The sequence below is a fragment of the Streptacidiphilus fuscans genome, assembly GCF_015690355.1.
Classification (GTDB): Bacteria; Actinomycetota; Actinomycetes; order Streptomycetales; family Streptomycetaceae; genus Streptacidiphilus; species Streptacidiphilus fuscans.
Genome location: NZ_JADPRT010000006.1, coordinates 294684 through 313253, shown reverse-complemented (window position 1 = coordinate 313253; position 18570 = coordinate 294684). Strand labels below are relative to the sequence as shown.

Genomic DNA, 18570 nt, shown 5'->3' with positions numbered 1-18570 from the left:
AGGAGGGTGGGGTGATGTATCTAACAGGTCGTCAGAAAGAAGGGAAGGCATGCGTCGTCGCAGCGTGGTGCGGGTTTTCGCGCGTTCCGGGTGTTCGTGTGCGGCGGTCTTCTGGTTGAATGGGGGCCATGGACCTGTACATCGACGGCGGCGCGCAGCGCACGGGGGCGGCTCTGCCTGTCCTCGAGCCGTTCTGGCCGTCGCGCCAGCAGTTCCACTTCGACCAGACCTGTTGCCGCTCGACCGGCGCGCAGGCCTGATCCTTCCGGGCTGACCAGGCCTTCTCCCGGCGCGCAGAAGCGGCACCACGCCCGCGTCCGTCGTCACCCGTCCTCTGTCACGGGTGGCCCACCCACGCGCGAATCGAGTCTGCGATGACTGCCTCTGTCCTGACCCCTGTCTCCTCCGCCGCTACCGCCGCATCCGCCGGGGCTACCGCCGGGCCACGGCTGCGCTCCGTCCGCCCCGACGAGTCGGTGCAGGCGGCGCACTCCGCGGCGGCTCACGCGGCCCCCGCGGTCTCGGTGGCTCCTGCGGCCAAGCCGGGCGTCTACCGGCTGCCCGAGAACGTCCTGTCCGGGCTGCGCCTCGGCGAGCAGGAGACACCGCTGGTCGGCTACCTGCTCCTGGTCCCGGCGGGCACGGCCCCCGTGGTGACGCCGACTCCGCTGGTGCCGACCGCCGTCGCCCCGAGCGCTGTTGCCCCGACCGCCGTTACCGCCGTATCGGAGCCCGCCTCCGTCCCCGCCGTCGCCCCCGCGCCCGTGCGCCAGCCCGCCGCCCGGCCGACGCCCGGCCTGCTGGTCGACCGGGAGTTGCGCACCGCCCACCTGGACGGCGAGCAACTGGAGCTCACCTACCTGGAGTTCGAGCTGCTGGCGCACCTCACCGCCCACCCGCACCGCGTCCACACCCGCGACCGGCTGGTCGAGGCGGTCTGGGGCTACTACGGCCACGTCGGCGACGGCCGGACCGTCGACGTCCATGTGGCGCGCCTGCGACGCAAGCTCGGACCCGACTACCGCGCACAGATCGTGACGGTCCGTCGGGTCGGCTACAAGTACGTCCCCTCGTCCCGCTGACGGCCACCCGCTGACCGCCTCCCGCTGACCGCCTCCCGCTGAACGCGGGACATGGGGGCAGGAAGCCAGGGGCGGCTCAGCTCTCGCTGATCCGCCCGGCCTCGACCGTGATCCGGCGGGTGGTCGCGACCGCGTCCAGCATCCGGCGGTCGTGGGTGACCAGCAGCAGCGTGCCGTTGTAGGAGGCCAGCGCCGACTCCAACTGCTCGATGGCAACCAGGTCCAGATGGTTCGTCGGCTCGTCCAGCACCAGCAGGTTGACCCCGCGGCCCTGGAGCAGCGCCAGGGCCGCCCGGGTGCGCTCGCCGGGGGAGAGGGTCGCGGCCGGGCGCAGCACGTGCGCGGCCTTGAGCCCGAACTTGGCCAGCAGCGTGCGCACGTCGGCCGGCGGCATCTCCGGCACGGCCGCGCCGAAGGCCTCCAGCAGCGGCACGTCGCCGTGGAACAGCTTGCGCGCCTGGTCCACCTCGCCGACCACCACGCCCGGACCGAGCGTGGCCTGGCCCGCGTCCAGCGGCAGCCGGCCGAGCAGCGCGGCCAGCAGCGTCGACTTGCCGGAGCCGTTGGCGCCGGTGATCGTGACCCGGTCCGCCCAGTCGATCTGCAGGTCCACCGGCCCGAACTGGAAGTCCCCGCGCTTGACCTCGGCCCCGCGCAGCGTCGCCACCACCGAGCCGGAGCGCGGCGCGGCGGCGATCTCCATCCGCAGCTCCCACTCCTTGCGCGGCTCCTCGACCACGTCCAGCCGCTCGATCAGCCGCTGCGTCTGCCGCGCCTTGGCGGCCTGCTTCTCGGTGGACTCGGTGCGGAACGCCTTTCCGGCCTTGTCGTTGTCGGGGCTCTTGCGGCGGGCGTTCTTGACGCCCTTCTCCATCCAGGCGCGCTGCATCCGGGCGCGCGACTCCAGGTCGGCCACCGTGCCCGCGTACTCCTCGAACTCGGCCCGCGCGTGCCGCCGCGCACGCTCGCGCTCCTCCAGATAGGAGGCGTAGCCGCCGCCGTAGCGGCGCACCTGCTGCTGGTGCAGGTCGAGCTCCAGCACGCTGGTCACGGTGCGGGTGAGGAACTCGCGGTCGTGGCTGACCAGGACGGTCCCGGCGCGCAGGCCGGTGACGAAGGCCTCCAGCCGCTCCAGACCGTCCAGGTCCAGGTCGTTGGTCGGCTCGTCGAGCAGGAAGACGTCGTAACGGCTGAGCAGCAGCGAGGCCAGCCCGGCGCGGGCGGCCTGACCGCCGGAGAGCGAGGTCATCTCCTGCTGCAGACCCACCGTCAGACCGAGGCTCTCCGCGACCTCCTCGGCCCGCTCGTCCAGGTCCGCGCCGCCCAGGTCGAGCCAGCGGTCCAGGGTGAGCGCGTACGCGTCGTCCGCGCCCGGAGCGCCGTCGACCAGGCCCTGCGTCGCCGCGTCCAGCGCGGCCTGCGCGGCGGCGACGCCGGTCCGGCGGGCGAGGAACTCGTGCACCGTCTCACCGGGACGCCGCTCCGGCTCCTGCGGCAGGTAGCCGACGGTGGCGGTCGGCGGGCTGAGGCTCACCGTCCCGTGCTCGGGCGCGACTCCGAGCTCGGGAACAGAGGCGGACGCGAGGGTGCGCAGCAGCGTGGACTTCCCCGCTCCGTTGACACCGACGAGCCCGACCACGTCGCCCGGGGCGACGACCAGGTCGAGACCGGCGAAGAGCGAGCGCTCACCGTGACCGGCGGCGAGTTCCTTGGCGACGAGTGTGGCAGTCATGAGGGTAGTGATCCTACTGGCCCGCCGGAACCTGGCCCGTCGGATCCAGGCTCTGCGGAACCTGTCAGGGAACAGTGCGCTCCGGTCGACCGTTGGCCGAAGGTGCGGGCCTTTGACAGCGGGGGGTCGCGAGACACACGACTGTGCACAAGAGAACTGTGCACAGACAACCGTGCACACCGAACGGTGCACGCAGGAAAGGGCCAGGCATGGGACTCAACCGGGCAGGGAAGATCGCGGCCGGGGTCGGCGCAGCCGGTGCGGCGGCCGTGGCGTGGGCGGCACGGGAGATCCCGCTGGCGTTCGGCGGCGACCCGAAGGCCGGTGACCGGGCCGCCCGCCTGGCCGCGTCGCCGCAGTACCGGGACGGCGTCTTCCACAACCCGCCCGGTCCGGACCGCTCCGGTGACCTGTCCCGTCCCGAGGCGCGCGGGGTCGCAGGCGAGCTGCTCTTCGGCAAGCAGCAGCGCAAGCCGTCCCGCCCGATCCCGCTGGTCCGCGACATCGCGCCCAAGGCGTCGGAGTCGCTGGCGGTGACCTGGTTCGGGCACTCCAGCGCGCTGGTGGAGATCGAGGGCCACCGGCTGCTGATCGACCCGGTCTGGAGCGAGCGCTGCTCGCCCTCGCAGCAGGTCGGCCCGCGCCGCCTGCACAATCCGCCGGTCGAGCTGGACCTGCTGCCCGAGATCGACGCGGTGCTGATCTCGCACGACCACTACGACCACCTCGACCTGCACACCGTCCAGCAACTGGCCCGGATCCAGAACATGCCGTTCGTCGTCCCGCTCGGCGTGGGCGCGCACCTGGAGCGTTGGGGCGTGCCGCGTTCCCGCGTGATCGAGCTCGACTGGGACGAGACGGCGGAGGTGGGCGGCCTGCGCCTGGTCTGCACCTCGGCGTACCACTTCTCCGGCCGTGGCTTCTCGAACAACGGCACGCTGTGGAGCTCCTGGGCGGTGCTGGGCCGGGAGAAGAAGGTCTTCTACAGCGGCGACTCCGGCTTCTTCGACGGCTTCGCCCGCACCGGCGAGCAGTACGGGCCCTTCGACCTGACGCTGATTCAGATCGGCGCCTACAGCGAGCACTGGCCCGACATCCACATGACCCCCGAGGAGGGACTGCGCACCCACCTCGACGTCCAGGGCGGCCTGCTGGTCCCGGTGCACTGGTGCACCTTCGTGCTCGGACTGCACGACTGGTCGGAGCCTGTCGAGCGGCTCTGCGAAGCGGCGGACGCGGCGGGCGTACCGGTGGCCGTCCCGCGCCCGGGGGAGCGGGTCCTCGCGGACGCGCCGCCGAAGCTGGACCACTGGTGGCGCGCGGTGGTGTGACCGCTCTCCCGACGCGACCGCCGTCCCGCTGGTGACCGCCGTCCCGACGGCGGCCGGGGTCAGGGGCCCAGGCGCGGGCGGGGGATCGGCAGCTGCACCCAGACGATCTTGCCTCCGGTGAGCGTCCGCTCCACGTCGCAGGCGCCGCCCGCCTCCGCGGTGATCGCCTTGACCAGCAGCAGTCCGCGCCCGCCGAGGCGGTTGAAGTCCTCCGAGAGCGCCTTCGGCCGGTAGGGGTGGCTGTCCTCGACGGACAGCCGCACCCACCCGGCCGAGAGCACGATCTCCACGACCAGCTGCGGCGAGAGCAGCGCGGCGTGCCGGACCGAGTTGGTCACCAGCTCCGACACGATCAGCAGGATCCCGTCCAGCAGCTCCGCGTACCCGGGCCCGGCGAACCCCTGGGCGACCAGCAGGTCCCGGACGGCGTGCCGCGCCTGCGACACCGACATGTCCACCGCGGGCGCGGCGAAGCGCCACACGCCCTCCACCCCGGGGGGTGCTCCATATCCACGCTCGGCGCCCGGTGGTTCGCAGGGCTGGTCTCCGCGGACATGCATCGTTCGTTCCGCCATCCTCGGGTCGGTGGCGCGCTGCTCGCGCGCGTGAGTGCCGGTGACCGGACAAGGTCGTCCCATCACAGCCGCGCACCCGGGTGCGGGCGGCATGAGCGCACAAAGTGACCGTATTTCCACGAGGAGTGACAGCGTGGTTGCGGATCCGACCGCTTCCGACCGGCCGGGAGGGCGGTCAGGAGCACTCTGTTTTCTTGGTATTGTTGACCACGTCAGCGCGGGTCACCGCGATGATCACCTGCGCGGGTGGCGGAATGGCAGACGCGCTAGCTTGAGGTGCTAGTGCCCTTCGGGGCGTGGGGGTTCAAGTCCCCCCTCGCGCACGTAGAACGCAGAAGGACCCTCCCGGTTTCGACCGGGAGGGTCCTTTGCTGTTTTCTGACGACCGGTCGGCGGGCGCTGTGCTCGCCGACCGTCGGATTTGCGTCATCTCCGTGCACGGACGGACGCCTGTTCGGGGTCGGCGGCTGCCGAGCTGCGTCGTGGGCTCCACCGCGTCTGCCGAGTTCACGCCGCATGCCGCCGATTGTCTGGAACATGACCCTGACGGAGGCTAATAATTGCGGACTACACCCAATCGACTTAGCGTGATCATGTCCGCTCCCACCGGCGGACTGCCGACGCCCCGCCCATCCGGGGTGGAACGTCGACCCTTGAAGAAGGGCAACCGAGCCATATGTGCGGGATCACGGGATGGGTCTCCTTCGACCGGGACCTGACGACCGAACACGCGACCATCGCCGCCATGAACGCCACCATGACCGACCGCGGCCCCGACGCCGGCGGCATCTGGTTGGACACCCACGCGGCCTTCGGACACCGCCGCCTGGCCGTCATCGACCTCGAAGGCGGCGCCCAGCCGATGACCGTCACCCACGACGGTCGCACCATCCTCGCCACCACCTACAGCGGGGAGATCTACAACTACCGCGAGCTGCGCGCCGAGCTCGCCGCCCGCGGCCACCAGTTCACCACCGTCAGCGACACCGAGGTGGCGCTCCACGCCTACCTGGAGTGGGGCGAGGACTTCACCGAGCGCCTCAACGGCATGTACGCCTTCGCGCTGTGGGACCCGCGCAGCGAGGAGCTGCTGCTGGTCCGCGACCGGATGGGCATCAAGCCGCTGTACTACTACCCGACCCCGGACGGCGTCCTCTTCGGCTCCGAGCCCAAGGCGATCCTCGCCAACCCGCTCGCCCGCGCCGTCGTCGACGCCGAGGGCCTGGCCGAGCTGCTCACCGTCGTGAAGACCCCCGGCCACGCCGTCTACCGCGGCATGCGGGAGCTGCGCCCCGGCCACACCCTGCGGGTGCGGCGCGGCGGCCTGACCGAGCGTCGCTACTGGTCGATCACGGCGCAGGAGCACACCGACGACCTCGACACCACCATCCACCACGTGCGCGAGCTCCTCGACGACATCGTGGAACGGCAGTTGATCGCCGACGTGCCGCTGTGCACGCTGCTCTCCGGCGGCCTGGACTCCTCCGCCATCACCGCACTCGCGGCCAAGGCGCTGCGCGAGGGCGGGCACGGCCCGGTGCGGTCCTTCGCGGTCGACTTCGTCGGCCAGACGGAGAACTTCCAGCCCGACGCGCTGCGCGCCACCCCCGACGGGCCTTACGCGCACGCGCTCGCCGAGCACGTGGCCGCCGACCACCGCGACATCGTCCTGGACACCGCCGACCTGAGGCACCGTGACCACCGCGACGCGGTCCTGCTCGCCCGCGACCTGCCCATCGGCATGGGCGAGGGCGACACCTCGCTCTACCTGCTCTTCAAGGCGATCCGCGAGCAGACGACGGTCGCCCTGTCCGGCGAGTCGGCGGACGAGATCTTCGGCGGCTACTCGTGGTTCCACGACCCCGAGGCCGTCGCGGCCGAGTCGTTCCCCTGGCTCTGGGCCATCCAGCGGGGCTTCGCCGCCCAGCAGACCCGGCTCAGCCGCGACGCGCTGTTCGCCCCCGGGCTGATGGCCAAGATCGACGTCCCCGGCTACCAGACCTCCCGCTACCACGAGGCCATCGCCGAGGTCCCGCGCCTGGCGGGCGAGACCGGCCTCCAGCGCCGGATGCGGGAGATCAGCTACCTGCACCTCACCCGCTTCGTCCAGTTCCTGCTCGACCGCAAGGACCGCGCCTCCATGGCCACCGGCCTCGAGGTCCGCGTCCCGTTCTGCGACCACCGGTTGGTCGAGTACGTCTTCAACGCCCCCTGGTCGATGAAGACCTTCGACGGCCGGGAGAAGTCCCTGCTCCGCGCCGCGACCCGGGACGTCCTGCCGGACGTGGTGGCCGAACGCGTCAAGAGCCCCTACCCCTCCACCCAGGACCCCTCCTACGCCGAGGCGCTCCGCGACAACCTGCGGGACGTGCTCGCCGACCGCAACGCGCCGGTCCGCGACCTGCTCGACCTCGGCGCGGTCGGCGACGCCGTCGACACCGCCCCGGGCCCGGACCTGCGCAACTCCGCCGAGGTCGTCCTCGCCGTGGACACCTGGCTGCGCAACTACGACGTCACCCTTGAGGTCTGACGTCGGTCTGGCGACGGTCTGACGTCACGCCGATCTCGATGTGACAGCACGCTGCTGACGGCCTCCCGGTCCCGGACCGGGAGGCCGTCCCTGTGCCTCGGGAAAGGCTCGGTAAACACTCAGGTGTGAACGTGTGGAAGGCCGACGCGTCGACCGGGTGGCCACTACGCTGAACCGGAGTTAGTCCTTCCCCAACCGGCCCGCCGCGATCCGCGACCGGGCCGACAGACAGAAAGGCGGTCCACCCATGAGCGCTTTCGGTGACTTCGCCCGCGACGCCGAGGACATCGCCAAGCAGGACCCGTCGCTGGTCGACGAGGGTCTCCAGCAGGTCGAGAACTTCGCCGACCAGGAGACCGGCAACCACTTCGACAGCGAGATCAGCCAGGGCTTCGACCAGGTCGAGCAGACCTACGGCGGCGGCCAGGACCAGCAGGGCCAGCAGAACCAGTAGGGCCAGCGGAACTAATCCTGCGGAACGCCTGACCCACGCGCCGGGTCACGGCTCCTGACGTCCGGTCAACGCCTCGTCGCGGTCGGACTCGGGAAGCCAGTCCCGGCCGGGCTGGTACTCCAGCCAACGACGACTGCGACCGGCGTCCGCGAACGCACGGAGCAGACGGGGGAGGCCCGGGACCGGACGGTCCCGGTGCCACACCAGCGACCAGGCGTAGAGCGGCGTCGGCTCGACCAGCGGCACCGCGACGAGACCCGCACTCGTTGCAGCGTCCAGCGGCAGTTCCGACGGCAGCAGCGTGCAGCCGTCCGGCGTCGCGCGAACGCGTGCCAGCAGGTGGTCCAGGCCCAGATTGGCCTCACCGGCCAGCATCGGGGCGCCGAACCGTTCCGCGAACCGCCCCAGGAAGTCCAGCCGTCCCGCCGCCGCGGGTGGCACCAGCGTCAACTCCGCGAGCTGCGACGGCCGTAGCTCCGTCCTGCGCGCCAGCGGATGGTCGGCGGCGAGCACCACGTCCACCGGCTCCAGTCGCACCAGCCGGTGCGCCAGCACCCGCTCCGCGCCGTCCTCCAGCGGATGGAAGCGCCCGAACCCCACGCCCGTCTCCCCGCGCGTCAACGCGGCGGCCACGCCCGGCAGATCGCGCCCCGGGCCCACCTCCACCTGCGGGGCCTCGGCCGCTGCCGCGGCGAGCGCCTCACGGACCGTGCGCAGCGGCTCGAAGAGGTGCCCCCACACGTCGAGCCGGATCGGCCGCGTGCCGCCCCGCACGGCGTCGACCGCCGCGTCCCCGGCCGCCAGTGCGGTGCGCGCGGGCTCCAGGAAGCGTTCCCCCTCGCCGGTCAGCCGGACGCCCGTGTGCTCGCGGGTGAAGAGCCGGGTCTCCAGGGCGTCCTCAAGTCGGGCGATCCGCTTGGACAGCCCCTGCTGCGTCAGCGCGAGCGACTCCGCGGCGCGGCTGAAGCTCAGCTGCTCGGCGACGGCGACGAAGGCGCGTACCTGGGCCAGGTCAAGATCGACTGCGGTCATGGTCCGTCATTCTCGCCCACAAGCATCGGTTGTCGCCGCTGCGTTCCGGTTGTTGGAGCCGCAGCCGCCCGCCGGGGTTTGCTGGTTCCCGCCGGGAGGACCCGGGAGCAACCCGGGAACGACCCATGAGGCACCAGGAGAAGGGACGCACCATGAAGGGCTTCATCGCGACGGGACGCACGGACCGCACCGTCGAACTCGTCGAACTGCCGCAGCCCGAGCCCAAGGCCGACGAGCTGCTGCTCAAGGTCGACGCCTACTCGGTCAACCGAGGCGAGACCTTCCTGCTGGAGAGCCCGCCGCCCGGCTGGCGGCCCGGCAAGGACGTCGCCGGACTCGTCGTCCAGGCGGCGGCGGACGGCAGCGGCCCGGCCGTCGGCGAACGTGTCGTCGCCCACCCGCCGGCCTCCGGCTGGGCGGAGTACGTTGCGGTGTCGACCGCCTCGGTGGCCGCCCTGCCGGAGCGGGTGACGACCTCTCAGGCGGCCGCGCTCCCGCTGGCCGGGCTCACCGCCCTGCGCCTGCTGCGCGCCACGGACGGGGTGCTCGGCAAGCGGGTGCTGCTGACCGGTGCGTCCGGCGGCGTCGGCCACTACGTCGTCGAACTCGCCGTCGCGGCGGGCGCGGTGGTGACCGCCGTCAGTTCCTCACCCGAACGCGGCCGTCGGTTGGGGGAGTTCGGCGCGACCGTGGTACCGAAGGTGGAGGCCGCGACCGGACCGTTCGACCTGGTGCTGGAGTCGACCGGCGGCAGCAACCTCCCGGCCGCGCTGGACCGCCTGGTCCCGGGCGGGACGCTGATCTGGTTCGGCCAGGCCAGCCGGGAGCCCGTGACCCTGAACTTCTTCGACCTGCTGCACGGCGCACCAGGTGTGACGATCCGTCACTTCAGCTACGCCGCCGCCGCGCCCGCCGAGACCTACGGCGACGACCTAGCCACCCTGGTCCGCCTGGTGGCCGAGGACCGGCTGCACCCCGAGATCGGCCTGGTCGCCAACTGGACCCGTACCGCCGACGTCCTCACCGACCTCCGCGACCGCCGCATCCGCGGCAACGCCGTCCTGACCGTCGCCTGAACCGCATCCACGCCTGATCTGCGCCCACGCCTGTTCCACATCCACGCCTGCACCCCGCCCAAGGAGACCCGCCATGACCACCGCTGCCGTTGCCCCCCGCGCCGTTGTCGCCGCCTACGTCGAGGCCGTCGCCAAGGGCGACTTGGACACCATCGTCGCCAGCTTCGCCGAGGACGCCACCTGGACCTACCCGGGCACGAGCCTCCCGTTCAGCCGTGTCTGGCAAGGTCGGGACGCCATCGTCAACGACTTCCTCGTCGGCGCCGGCGCCCTCTTCGCCCCCGGCACCGCTCCCGAGGTCGTCCTCACCAACCTCGTCGCCGACGGCGACCAGGTCGTCGTCGAGTGGACCTCGACCGGCACCACCCTCCACGGCCACCGCTACGACAACCGCTGCATCGGCGTCTTCACGATCCGCGACGGGAAGATCGTCTCGGTCCGCGAGTACGCCGACACCCTCCACGTCGCGCAGACCCTCTTCGCCGAGTGAGCCTCAGCGCGCTTACTCTGACGGCACGTCAGAGAGCCACCGAGGAGGCCCGTGCGGCGACGGCCGCGCGGGCCTCGGCGGCGACCAGGTCGGCGTTGATGCGGGCACCGGCCGTCGCTCCCGCCGCGACGGAGTGGCTGACCTGGGCAGTCGGGTCGGTGATGTTGCCCGCGACCCAGACGCCCGGGACGGAGGTCAGACCGGTCGGGTCGGCCGGGATGTGCTCGGCGACGCCCGAAGGATGCGCCACCGGAAGCAGCCCGAGCGGCGCGAGGAACTCGGCGCGGGCGACCATGCGGGTGGCCACCGCCACGGCCTGACGCGGGACGACCGTCCCGTCGGCTAGCCGGACCCCGCTGAGCCGGTCCCGCCCGGCGCCGTCGGCGCCGGACCCCGTGGTGGCGGTCTCTGCCGCCGTCTCCACCGCTGTCTCCACCGCCGCCACCGTGCCCGTGACCACGCGGACGCCGCGCGCCGCGAGCTGCTCCGCCTCCTCGCCGGTCGGCACCGGGCCGGTGTGGGTGAAGAGGATCACGTCGTCGCTCAACTGCCGGAACAGCAAAGCCTGGTGGACCGAGAACGGCCCCGTCCACAGCACCCCGATCGCCTGGTCGCGCACCTCCCAGCCGTGGCAGTACGGGCAGTGGACCACGTCCTTGCCCCACCGCTCGCGCAGGCCCGGCACCTCGGGCAGCTCGTCGACGAGCCCTGTCGCCGCCAGCACCCGCCGCGCGCCGACCGTCCGACCGTCGGCCAGCGCGACGCGGAAGCTCCCTTCGTGCCCCGACACTCCCGTGACCGCGCCCGCGACGACGTGGCCGCCGTAGCCGCGCACCTCCGCCCGGCCCCGGGCCAGCAGGTCCGTGGGACGGATCCCGTCGAGGCCGAGCAGCGCGTGCGCGCCCTCGGCCGGAGCGTTGCGCGGTTCGCCCGCGTCGACGACCAGGACCGTGCGGCGCGAGCGCCCAAGCATCAGCGCACCGCTGAGGCCGGCCGCGCCGCCGCCGATCACCACCACGTCGTAGGCGTCGCGGACGCTGTCCGGGGTGTCGTAGGTCGCGGGATTCGTCGTGCTGCGGATCGTCTTGCTGGTCACGGTGACCACCTCCTGCGGCCCACGGTGCGCCGCGGACGCGTCTAACGGCAATTCCTGTTGCCAATCCGGCAAGCCTGCGCAAGGCTGGATCCCATGGACGAAGACTTGGACCGCGCACTCGAAGGAGTCGGGCCCCGGCTGCGCGCCCTGCGGCAGCAGCGGCAGACCACGCTCGCCGAGCTCTCCGAGGGCACCGGCATCTCGGTCAGCACGCTCTCGCGGCTGGAGTCCGGCAGTAGGAAGCCCACCCTGGAGCTGCTGCTGCCGCTGGCCCGCGCGCACGGCGTCACCCTGGACGAGCTCGTCGACGCGCCGCCGACCGGCGATCCGCGCGTGCATCTGCGTCCCATCACCCACCACGGCATGACCATGCTGCCGCTGACCCGCCGGGCGGGCGGGATCCAGGCGTACAAGATGGTGATCCCCGCCGCGGGCCGCCGCGACGAGCCCGAACCGCAGACGCACGAGGGCTACGAGTGGCTCTTCGTCCTCAACGGTCGGCTGCGCCTGGTCCTCGGTGAGCACGATCTCGTGCTGACCCCCGGCGAGGCGGCCGAGTTCGACACCCGCGTGCCGCACTGGTTCGGCCGGGCCGACGCGGAACCCGTCGAGTTCCTCAGCCTCTTCGGCAAGCAGGGCGAACGCGCCCACGTCCGCGCCCGCCCGAAGGGAGCGAATTCCCAGGTGAGTTGAGCGTCGACCGCATGGCTTGCGCCCCGCGCTGTTAGGGTCCTCCGGCATGAGCGATGTCGCGAGCGAGGCGGACTCCACACGCGGTGCAGACTCCACACGCGGTGCCTACGACACCGTCGCCGAGACCTACGCCGCCCTGGTGCCCGAGCGTTTCGAGCAGGACGTGGTCGGCCGGGCGATGCTCGCCGCGTTCGCCGAACGGGTGCCTCGCGAGGGCGGCGTGGCCCTCCCGGTGGCCGATGTCGGGTGCGGGCCGGGCCATGTGACGGCACATCTGCACGCCCTCGGGCTGCCGATGCTCGGCGTCGACCAGTCACCCGAGATGGTCCGGATCGCCCGGGGACGGTATCCGCACCTCACGTTCCAGGTCGGCGAGATGGCCCGGCTGGACCAGGGGGACGCGGCCCTCGGCGGGCTGCTCTCCTGGTGGTCGCTCGTGCACACGCCCACCGACCAACTCCCCGTCGTCTTCGCGGAGTTCCACCGGGTCCTCGCCCCGGGCGGGCAGTTGCTGCTCGGCTTCCACGGTGGGGCCGCGGCGCGCAAGCAGCTCGACCGTCCCTACGGACACGACGTGGACCTGGTCCTCCACCGCCACCGGGCCGAGGACGTCGCGGCGCAGCTCGCCGAGGCGGGCTTCACCGTCGACGCCCGGCTGGTCCAGGGGCAGGACCCGACGCGCGCACCCGTCTGTCTTCTCGCGTACAAGCCGGTTCTCGCGTCCGAGCCCGTGCTTCCTACTGCCGAGTAGTGATTGCCGCTAGAGTGCGCGGCATGGAGTCGGAACGCGCGTACGACGTCATTCTGTTCGGTGCCACCGGGTTCACCGGCGGCCTGACCGCCGAGTACCTGGCCCGGCATGCACCCCAGGGGTGCCGCTGGGCGGTGGCGGGGCGCAACCGGGAGAAGCTGGAGGCCCTGCGTGAGCGGCTGGACCTGCCCGACCTTCCGGTCCTGGTCGCCGACAGCGCGGACCCGGACTCCCTGGCCGCCGTCGCCCGCTCGACCCGCGTGCTGATCACCACCGTCGGCCCGTACCAGCAGTACGGCGAACCGCTGGTCGCCGCCTGCGCCGAGGCGGGCACGGACTATGTGGACCTCACCGGCGAGCCCGAGTTCGTCGACCTGATGTACACCCGCTACCACGACCGCGCGGTGGCCACCGGCGCGCGGCTGCTGCACGCCTGCGGCTTCGACTCGGTCCCGCACGACCTCGGCGCGCTCTTCACCGTCGGTGCGCTCAAGGGGCAACCCGGGGGAGTGGCGGAGACCGCGGGCGAACAGGTCGCGGTCGAGGGGTTCGTCCGCGTCTCCGGCACCTTCTCCGGCGGGACGTTGGCCTCCGCGCTGACCGCCTTCGGCCGTGGCCGGCAGACGCTCCAGGCGGCCCGCGCCCGCCGCGTCGCGGAGGGACGGCCGACCGGCCGCACCGTGCGCGGTTCGGCCGTCGGCCCGCGCTGGTCGAAGGATGCCCACGCCTGGGTGATCCCGATGCCGTCGATCGACCCGCGGATCGTGCTCCGCTCCGCCGCCGCGCGGCCCGAGTACGGCACCGACTTCCGCTACGGCCACTACGCGGCCGTCAAGCGGCTGCCGATCGCGGCGGGCGGGCTGGTCGGCGTGGTCGGCCTGGCGCTCGCCGCGCAGGTCCCGCCGCTGCTGCGCGCCCTGACCTCGCTGCGCCCGTCCGGCTCCGGGCCGGACGCGGCCCGACGGGCGCGGAGCTGGTTCACCGTCAGGTTCGTCGGCCGCAGCGGCGGACGGGAGGTGTGGACCGAGGTCGCGGGTGGTGACCCCGGTTACGGCGAGACGGCGAAGATGCTCGCCGAGACGGCGCTTTGCCTCGCCTTCGACGACCTCCCGAAGACGTCCGGCCAGCTCACCACGGCCGCCGCCTGCGGCACCGCCCTGATCGACCGGTTGGTCGCCGCAGGCATCACCTTCCGCGTCCTCGACGGCCGACCCGGCCGCGCGCCCGGTCGGTAGGCAGGGGCGCGAAAGGACGTGAAGGGGCGTGATCGGTCGATCGCTTGATCGACCGATCACGTGAGCAAGCGATCAAGCGATCAAGCGATCGCGATGACCGGGTGATCGCTCGGTGCGATCCAGCGCATGATCGTGGTCAGCACGCCCGACGGAACGGCCACACAGCCCGCCGTCGGGCCGCCGCTCGTGCTCAGGTCGTGCAGGAAGATGCCCGCGCCGCGCCCCCGTACGGCCGGGTCCGTGTTGAAGTTGACGACCAGCACGTTGTGGTACTGCACCGGGTACTGGACCAGGTGCTCGCTTCCGTCCACCCCCGCCTCGGTCAGCCGGAAGCCGCCGAGCGTGTCGGTGCGCATCTGGTTGTAGTAGTGCGAGGCCCGGTCCTCGACCCACCAGTCGTGCGCGGTGACGCGGTGGTAGGGCATCCGCGTGCCCGGGTTCGGGCCGTTCCCGAAGCCCTCGGTGATCGAGTACGTGCCGGTCGGCGTCTGGTAGCTGCCCTGCACCCGGGTGGTCCCGCTGACCACACCGCGCGCGCCGATCCGCGCCGCGGCGGTACGGACGACCACCCGCCAGCCGTCGCGCGTCCACTGCCAGGCGGTGACGGTCGCATAGCTGCCGTGCGCCTGGACGGTGATCACCTGATGGGCGCTCCCGAGCCGCACCGGGACCGGGAAGCGCGGCGCGGCGGTCGTCGCGTGAGCCGGTGCGGCGGCGAGCAGTGATCCGCAGACGACGGCTGCGGCGGTGCAGAGACGGACGAACGCGGAAGGACGGGGCATGGCGGCACAGCTCCCAGAGTCCGAAGTGAGGTCCGAAGAACCCGAAGAAGGCGTCCGAAGCGGTCCATGCAGGCGGCGGTGTCCGCCGACTGACATGGCATCACCGTTCGATGTCCGAACAGCGTAGGGTGACCCCCGCCTCGCTGCCACGCTGACGCGCGGACAGTGCCACGGCCGGCGTACCGGGAACCGAGCGGTACGGTGAGAACGACGGGAGGAGCCGTATGTCCGCGGAGGAAGAAGAGCTCAAACCGAGCCGGATCGCGTTGGTCACCGGCGCCGGATCGGGCATCGGCAGAGTCACGGCGCGGGCGCTCGGCCGGGCGGGCTGGACCGTCGTGCTGACCGGTCGCCGCGAGGACGCGCTCAAGGAGACCGCCGCCGAGATCGCCGAGGCCCACGTCGCTTCCGCGGACGTCACCGACGAGGCCGAGGTCGCCCGGGTCTTCGACGAGATCCGCTCCCGCCACGGCCGCCTCGACCTGCTCTTCAACAACGCGGGCGCGTTCGGGACGGCGGCGCCCGCCGACGAGATCCCGGCGGCCCAGTGGCGCGCGGTCGTGGAAGTCAACCTCACCGGAGCGTTCCTCGTCGCCCAGGCCGCCTTCGCGCTGATGCGCCAGCAGCGGCCCGAAGGCGGACGGATCATCAACAACGGTTCGATCTCCGCCCACGTCCCGCGCCCCAACAGCGTCGCCTACACGGCGACCAAGCACGCCATGACCGGTCTGACCAAGTCCCTCGGCCTGGAGGGCCGCGCCCACCGGATCGCCGTGGGCCAGCTCGACATCGGCAACGCCGCCACCGAGATGACCGAGCGGATGACCCACGGCATCCTCCAGGCCGACGGCCGGATCGCCGTCGAGCCGGTGATGGACGCGGCCCATGTCGCCTCGACCGTGGTCCACCTGGCGTCACTGCCGCTGGACGTCAACGTGCCGTTCATGACCATCATGGCCACCGGCATGCCCTATCTGGGCCGAGGCTGACCGGACCGGTCGTCAGCCGAGCAGGGCGAGGATCTCGTCCGTGGTCCCGGTCTCGCCGAGCTTGGGGAAGACCCGGGCGATGCTGTGCTCGTGCGAGACCGGGTCCATGTCGGTCATCGCGTCCGTGGCCAGCGTGACGTGGTAGCCGTGCTCGTACGCGGCGCGGGCCGTCGACTCGACGCCCACGCTGGTCGCGACGCCGACGAGGACGATCTGGGTCACGCCGCGCTTCTCCAGCTCCGCGTGCAGCTCGGTGCCGTGGAAGGCGCCCCAGGTCTGCTTGGTGACGGTGACCTCGTCCGCCGCGGCCGGGATGATCAGCTCGGCCCAGTCGGCGGGCAGGTCGCGCGGCGGGCGCTGCAGCTCGGTGCGACCCGGCGCGCCGCCGGTCACGTTGACGTGCACGACGGTCAGCCCGCGCTCGCGGAACGCGGCGACCAGGCGCTCGGAGTGGGCCAGGACTTCGTCGATGCCGCGGTCCTTGGCGAAGGCGGCGATGCCCTTCTGCAGGTCGATCAGGACCAGCGCGCTGGTCGGGTCGATCGTGGTGGCAGCCATGGTGTGCAGCCTGCTTTCTTCTCGTGAGGTGTTGTTTGTGACGGAAAGTCAGGTGTGCTGAACGGCGTGCCTCAGCGCCGTTGGCGCAGGGCGCGGTCTGCAGTGGTCAGGGCGATCAGCGCGACGCAGAGCACGCCCATCACCACCGCGACCCCGTGCACGCCGCCGTCGGTGGCGCGGGTGCCGTAGAGCAGCGCGATGACGGAGGACGACAGGATCGCCCCGAGATAGATCGAGGTCCGCTGCAGCCCGGCCGCGGCGCCGACGCCGTCCTTCGGCGCCTGCGCGTAGAGGGCGGCCTGGTTGCAGCTGGACGCCAGTCCCTGGCCGACGCCGAACAGCGCGCTGACCAGCACCAGCAGCAGCACCGACGAGCGGTGATCGACCGTCAGCAGCAGCGCGGACCCGGCGGTCAGCAGCAGCGTCAGCGCGATCAGCGGTGCGCGCAGCGTCCTGGTCCGCGCCCCGAGCAGGGAGAAGAGCGCGGCGGTCGCCGACATCGGCAGGGCGATCAGACCGGCGTGGAAGGCGTTGAAGCCGTGCCCGTCCTGGAGCCACTGCGAGTAGCCGTACAGCATGCAGTAGAGCACCAGATAGGTCAGCCCGGTGCGCAGGAAGGTCCGGGTCAGGCCCGGGTTCCGGCCGAGCAGCCGCAGGTCGAGGAACGGGTGCGCCGCGCGCAACTGCCACCGGACCAGTGCGACGGCGAGCACCAGCGTCAGCCCCAGCAGCAGCCACTGCGGCCGCGAGAGGTTCATCAGGAAGAGCATGAGCGCGGCGATGGTGGCCGCGAAGAGCGTGATGCCGGGCAGGTCGATCAGCGTCAGCAGCGGCATCCGCGTGCGGTCTCCGGCACCGTCACCCGACGCCCGGGGTGCCTCGCCGCGCACTTCGCCGCGCACCTCACCGGGGACCCAGCGCAGCGCGAGCAGGAACGCCACCACAGCCAGCGGGATGTTGACCGCGAAGACCGCCCGCCACCCCAGCGTCGCCGCCAGCGCGCCGCCGAGCACCGGGCCGACCGCCGCGCTGGACAGCGAGGCGAGCGAGAGCCGTCCGAGGACCGTCCGCGGCGCCTCGACGCCGGTCCGGCGGGTCTCCGCGCGCAGCATCGCCATCGCCGACGGGTAGGCGGCGGAGGTGCCGATGCCCAGCAGCACCCGGGAGGCGATCAGCCAGCCGAACGCCGGTGCCAGCGCCCCGACGAGCCCGGCGGCGACCACCATCAGCAGTCCGGTCAGGAAGATCCGGCGCGGACCGATCAGGTCCGCCAGCTTGCCCATGGTGGGCTGGCCCACGGCGCTGGCCAGGTAGAGGATCGCGACCAGCCACGCGGTACTGGACACGCCGACGCCGAAGGCCGTGCCTATGGAGACCAGCGCGGTGGCGATCATCGTCGAGTTGATCGGGTTGAGTGCGACCCCGATCAGCAGCGGCGTCATCATCGTGCCGCTGAACGCCTTGCGCGTGTCGGCCTGTGCGCCCTGTGCCGCGGAGAGGTCGGAGGCGGCCGTCATGCCTGCGCCGCCTGCGCCGCCTGCGCCGCCTGGGCCGCGGTTCCCGCCTGTGCCGCCTGTGCCGCCTGGGCAGTCTGGGCAGCTTCGGCGGGCGTGCCCGCGAGGGTGCGCAGCAACGGCAGCGCGGCGGCGATCGTGGCGCGCTGCGCCTCGTCCAGGTCGGTGGCCAGGGCGTGGCTGAGCCAGTCCTGCTTGGCCTGGAGCACGGCGCGCATCTGCTCCCGTCCGGAGTCGGTCAGCTCGACCAGTACCTGACGCCCGTCGGTCGGGTGGGGAGTGCGGCGGACCATGCCGCGCTCCTCCAGCGCGCCGAGCGTCATCCGCATCGACTGGGGCCGCACGTACTCGGCCCGCGCCAGGTCGGCCGTGGTCGCCGACCCTTCGCGCAGCAGCCGCGCCGCTGCGGAGCGCTGTGACGCGGTGAGCTCGCTCTCGGCGGACGCCGCCCGGGCCCGGCGCGCGACCAGCCCGAGCACACTGTGCAGCTCTGTCGCGAGCACGGAGGGGTCGGTGGGGCCGGCGGGATCGGTCGTGGGCATACGGCCACCCTAGGAGATCGGCAGGTGAATTTGCAAGGTTGCCTGTTGAGTTTCCCTGTGCAGTTGTCGCGTGCCGCTCCGGCCGCTTCCTGCCGCTCCGCGCCGTCC

The 18570-nt window shown here is 72.3% G+C and carries 19 protein-coding genes and 1 tRNA gene; 12 read left to right on the top strand and 8 right to left on the bottom strand.

Going from position 1 to position 18570, the window contains the following annotated elements; translation table 11 throughout:
• Positions 1-128: 128 nt before the first annotated feature.
• Together I2501_RS40255 and I2501_RS17275 are read left to right on the top strand one after the other, a co-directional pair.
• On the top strand, positions 129-260 hold the full coding sequence (locus I2501_RS40255) for a hypothetical protein (RefSeq protein WP_268926936.1): 132 nt from the start codon (positions 129-131) through the stop codon (positions 258-260).
• 114 nt (positions 261-374) lie between these two features.
• On the top strand, positions 375-1082 hold the full coding sequence (locus I2501_RS17275; protein ID WP_196194928.1) for a winged helix-turn-helix domain-containing protein: 708 nt from the start codon (positions 375-377) through the stop codon (positions 1080-1082).
• Positions 1083-1158: 76 nt separating this feature from the next.
• On the opposite strand, the gene I2501_RS17270 is transcribed toward I2501_RS17275, so the two are convergent.
• Complete coding sequence (locus tag I2501_RS17270; protein ID WP_196194927.1) at positions 1159-2814, bottom strand: ABC-F family ATP-binding cassette domain-containing protein; 1656 nt, start codon at positions 2812-2814, stop codon at positions 1159-1161.
• A 209-nt stretch (positions 2815-3023) separates the two neighbouring features.
• Here I2501_RS17270 and I2501_RS17265 point away from each other — a divergent pair, with 209 nt between their 5' ends.
• Positions 3024-4145 (top strand): MBL fold metallo-hydrolase, encoded by a 1122-nt coding sequence (locus I2501_RS17265; RefSeq protein WP_196194926.1) that lies wholly within the window; start codon positions 3024-3026, stop codon positions 4143-4145.
• A 59-nt stretch (positions 4146-4204) separates the two neighbouring features.
• Here I2501_RS17265 and I2501_RS17260 read toward each other — a convergent pair whose 3' ends face one another.
• Positions 4205-4705 (bottom strand): ATP-binding protein, encoded by a 501-nt coding sequence (locus I2501_RS17260; RefSeq protein ID WP_196194925.1) that lies wholly within the window; start codon positions 4703-4705, stop codon positions 4205-4207.
• A gap of 255 nt (positions 4706-4960) precedes the next feature.
• Here I2501_RS17260 and I2501_RS17255 point away from each other — a divergent pair.
• The 3 genes from I2501_RS17255 (at position 4961) to I2501_RS17245 (ending at position 7704) form a co-directional block, all read left to right on the top strand.
• A tRNA-Leu gene (locus I2501_RS17255) sits at positions 4961-5043 on the top strand.
• 353 nt (positions 5044-5396) lie between these two features.
• Positions 5397-7250 (top strand): asparagine synthase (glutamine-hydrolyzing), encoded by a 1854-nt coding sequence (gene asnB, locus I2501_RS17250; protein WP_196194924.1) that lies wholly within the window; start codon positions 5397-5399, stop codon positions 7248-7250.
• Between the two features lie 247 nt (positions 7251-7497).
• On the top strand, positions 7498-7704 hold the full coding sequence (locus tag I2501_RS17245) for a hypothetical protein (RefSeq protein WP_196194923.1): 207 nt from the start codon (positions 7498-7500) through the stop codon (positions 7702-7704).
• Positions 7705-7749: 45 nt separating this feature from the next.
• On the opposite strand, the gene I2501_RS17240 is transcribed toward I2501_RS17245, so the two are convergent.
• A complete protein-coding gene (locus I2501_RS17240) occupies positions 7750-8736 on the bottom strand; it encodes a LysR family transcriptional regulator (RefSeq protein ID WP_196194922.1) in 987 nt (328 codons plus the stop codon).
• Between the two features lie 152 nt (positions 8737-8888).
• On the opposite strand from I2501_RS17240, the gene I2501_RS17235 reads away from it, so the two are divergent.
• Complete coding sequence (locus I2501_RS17235) at positions 8889-9812, top strand: zinc-binding dehydrogenase (protein ID WP_196195057.1); 924 nt, start codon at positions 8889-8891, stop codon at positions 9810-9812.
• 73 nt (positions 9813-9885) lie between these two features.
• Positions 9886-10302 carry a nuclear transport factor 2 family protein gene (locus tag I2501_RS17230; RefSeq protein ID WP_196194921.1) on the top strand — a complete coding sequence of 139 codons (417 nt, stop codon included), beginning with the start codon at positions 9886-9888 and terminating at the stop codon, positions 10300-10302.
• Between the two features lie 28 nt (positions 10303-10330).
• Here I2501_RS17230 and I2501_RS17225 read toward each other — a convergent pair whose 3' ends face one another.
• Positions 10331-11398, bottom strand: a complete 1068-nt coding sequence (locus tag I2501_RS17225; protein WP_408022742.1) for an NAD(P)/FAD-dependent oxidoreductase — start codon at positions 11396-11398, stop codon at positions 10331-10333.
• A gap of 93 nt (positions 11399-11491) precedes the next feature.
• Here I2501_RS17225 and I2501_RS17220 point away from each other — a divergent pair, with 93 nt between their 5' ends.
• Genes I2501_RS17220 through I2501_RS17210 form a run of 3 tightly spaced genes read left to right on the top strand, consistent with a single transcriptional unit; the run spans position 11492 to position 14077 of the window.
• Positions 11492-12091 (top strand): helix-turn-helix domain-containing protein, encoded by a 600-nt coding sequence (locus I2501_RS17220; protein WP_196194920.1) that lies wholly within the window; start codon positions 11492-11494, stop codon positions 12089-12091.
• A gap of 46 nt (positions 12092-12137) precedes the next feature.
• Complete coding sequence (locus tag I2501_RS17215; RefSeq protein ID WP_196194919.1) at positions 12138-12842, top strand: class I SAM-dependent DNA methyltransferase; 705 nt, start codon at positions 12138-12140, stop codon at positions 12840-12842.
• Positions 12843-12865: 23 nt separating this feature from the next.
• Positions 12866-14077, top strand: coding sequence for a saccharopine dehydrogenase family protein (locus tag I2501_RS17210; protein WP_196194918.1), 1212 nt, complete (start codon positions 12866-12868; stop codon positions 14075-14077).
• Between the two features lie 80 nt (positions 14078-14157).
• Here I2501_RS17210 and I2501_RS17205 read toward each other — a convergent pair whose 3' ends face one another.
• Positions 14158-14859, bottom strand: coding sequence for a L,D-transpeptidase family protein (locus tag I2501_RS17205; RefSeq protein WP_196194917.1), 702 nt, complete (start codon positions 14857-14859; stop codon positions 14158-14160).
• A 224-nt stretch (positions 14860-15083) separates the two neighbouring features.
• On the opposite strand from I2501_RS17205, the gene I2501_RS17200 reads away from it, so the two are divergent.
• A complete protein-coding gene (locus I2501_RS17200) occupies positions 15084-15848 on the top strand; it encodes an SDR family oxidoreductase (RefSeq protein ID WP_196194916.1) in 765 nt (254 codons plus the stop codon).
• Between the two features lie 12 nt (positions 15849-15860).
• Here the strand turns inward: I2501_RS17200 and I2501_RS17195 are convergent, their stop codons facing one another.
• The 3 genes from I2501_RS17195 to I2501_RS17185 form a co-directional block, all read right to left on the bottom strand.
• The gene (locus I2501_RS17195) at positions 15861-16406 is read right to left on the bottom strand and encodes an isochorismatase family protein (protein WP_196194915.1); all 546 of its coding nucleotides are present in this window, start codon (positions 16404-16406) and stop codon (positions 15861-15863) included.
• 71 nt (positions 16407-16477) lie between these two features.
• Positions 16478-17923: an MFS transporter gene (locus tag I2501_RS17190; RefSeq protein ID WP_236046529.1), complete on the bottom strand. Its 1446-nt coding sequence runs from the start codon at positions 17921-17923 to the stop codon at positions 16478-16480.
• Entirely contained in the window at positions 17920-18462 is a 543-nt protein-coding gene (locus tag I2501_RS17185) for a MarR family winged helix-turn-helix transcriptional regulator (protein WP_196194914.1), read from the bottom strand. The genes I2501_RS17190 and I2501_RS17185 overlap by 4 nt, the downstream gene beginning before the upstream one ends.
• Between the last annotated feature and the right edge of the window lie 108 nt (positions 18463-18570).

Coding starts and splice junctions, on each gene's coding strand:
- I2501_RS40255 (WP_268926936.1), top strand. CDS start 129: ATGGACCTGTACATCGACGGCGGCGCGCAGCGCACGGGGGCGGCTCTG.
- I2501_RS17275 (WP_196194928.1), top strand. CDS start 375: ATGACTGCCTCTGTCCTGACCCCTGTCTCCTCCGCCGCTACCGCCGCA.
- I2501_RS17270 (WP_196194927.1), bottom strand. CDS start 2,814: ATGACTGCCACACTCGTCGCCAAGGAACTCGCCGCCGGTCACGGTGAG.
- I2501_RS17265 (WP_196194926.1), top strand. CDS start 3,024: ATGGGACTCAACCGGGCAGGGAAGATCGCGGCCGGGGTCGGCGCAGCC.
- I2501_RS17260 (WP_196194925.1), bottom strand. CDS start 4,705: ATGCATGTCCGCGGAGACCAGCCCTGCGAACCACCGGGCGCCGAGCGT.
- asnB (WP_196194924.1), top strand. CDS start 5,397: ATGTGCGGGATCACGGGATGGGTCTCCTTCGACCGGGACCTGACGACC.
- I2501_RS17245 (WP_196194923.1), top strand. CDS start 7,498: ATGAGCGCTTTCGGTGACTTCGCCCGCGACGCCGAGGACATCGCCAAG.
- I2501_RS17240 (WP_196194922.1), bottom strand. CDS start 8,736: ATGACCGCAGTCGATCTTGACCTGGCCCAGGTACGCGCCTTCGTCGCC.
- I2501_RS17235 (WP_196195057.1), top strand. CDS start 8,889: ATGAAGGGCTTCATCGCGACGGGACGCACGGACCGCACCGTCGAACTC.
- I2501_RS17230 (WP_196194921.1), top strand. CDS start 9,886: ATGACCACCGCTGCCGTTGCCCCCCGCGCCGTTGTCGCCGCCTACGTC.
- I2501_RS17220 (WP_196194920.1), top strand. CDS start 11,492: ATGGACGAAGACTTGGACCGCGCACTCGAAGGAGTCGGGCCCCGGCTG.
- I2501_RS17215 (WP_196194919.1), top strand. CDS start 12,138: ATGAGCGATGTCGCGAGCGAGGCGGACTCCACACGCGGTGCAGACTCC.
- I2501_RS17210 (WP_196194918.1), top strand. CDS start 12,866: ATGGAGTCGGAACGCGCGTACGACGTCATTCTGTTCGGTGCCACCGGG.
- I2501_RS17205 (WP_196194917.1), bottom strand. CDS start 14,859: ATGCCCCGTCCTTCCGCGTTCGTCCGTCTCTGCACCGCCGCAGCCGTC.
- I2501_RS17200 (WP_196194916.1), top strand. CDS start 15,084: ATGTCCGCGGAGGAAGAAGAGCTCAAACCGAGCCGGATCGCGTTGGTC.
- I2501_RS17195 (WP_196194915.1), bottom strand. CDS start 16,406: ATGGCTGCCACCACGATCGACCCGACCAGCGCGCTGGTCCTGATCGAC.
- I2501_RS17190 (WP_236046529.1), bottom strand. CDS start 17,923: ATGACGGCCGCCTCCGACCTCTCCGCGGCACAGGGCGCACAGGCCGAC.
- I2501_RS17185 (WP_196194914.1), bottom strand. CDS start 18,462: ATGCCCACGACCGATCCCGCCGGCCCCACCGACCCCTCCGTGCTCGCG.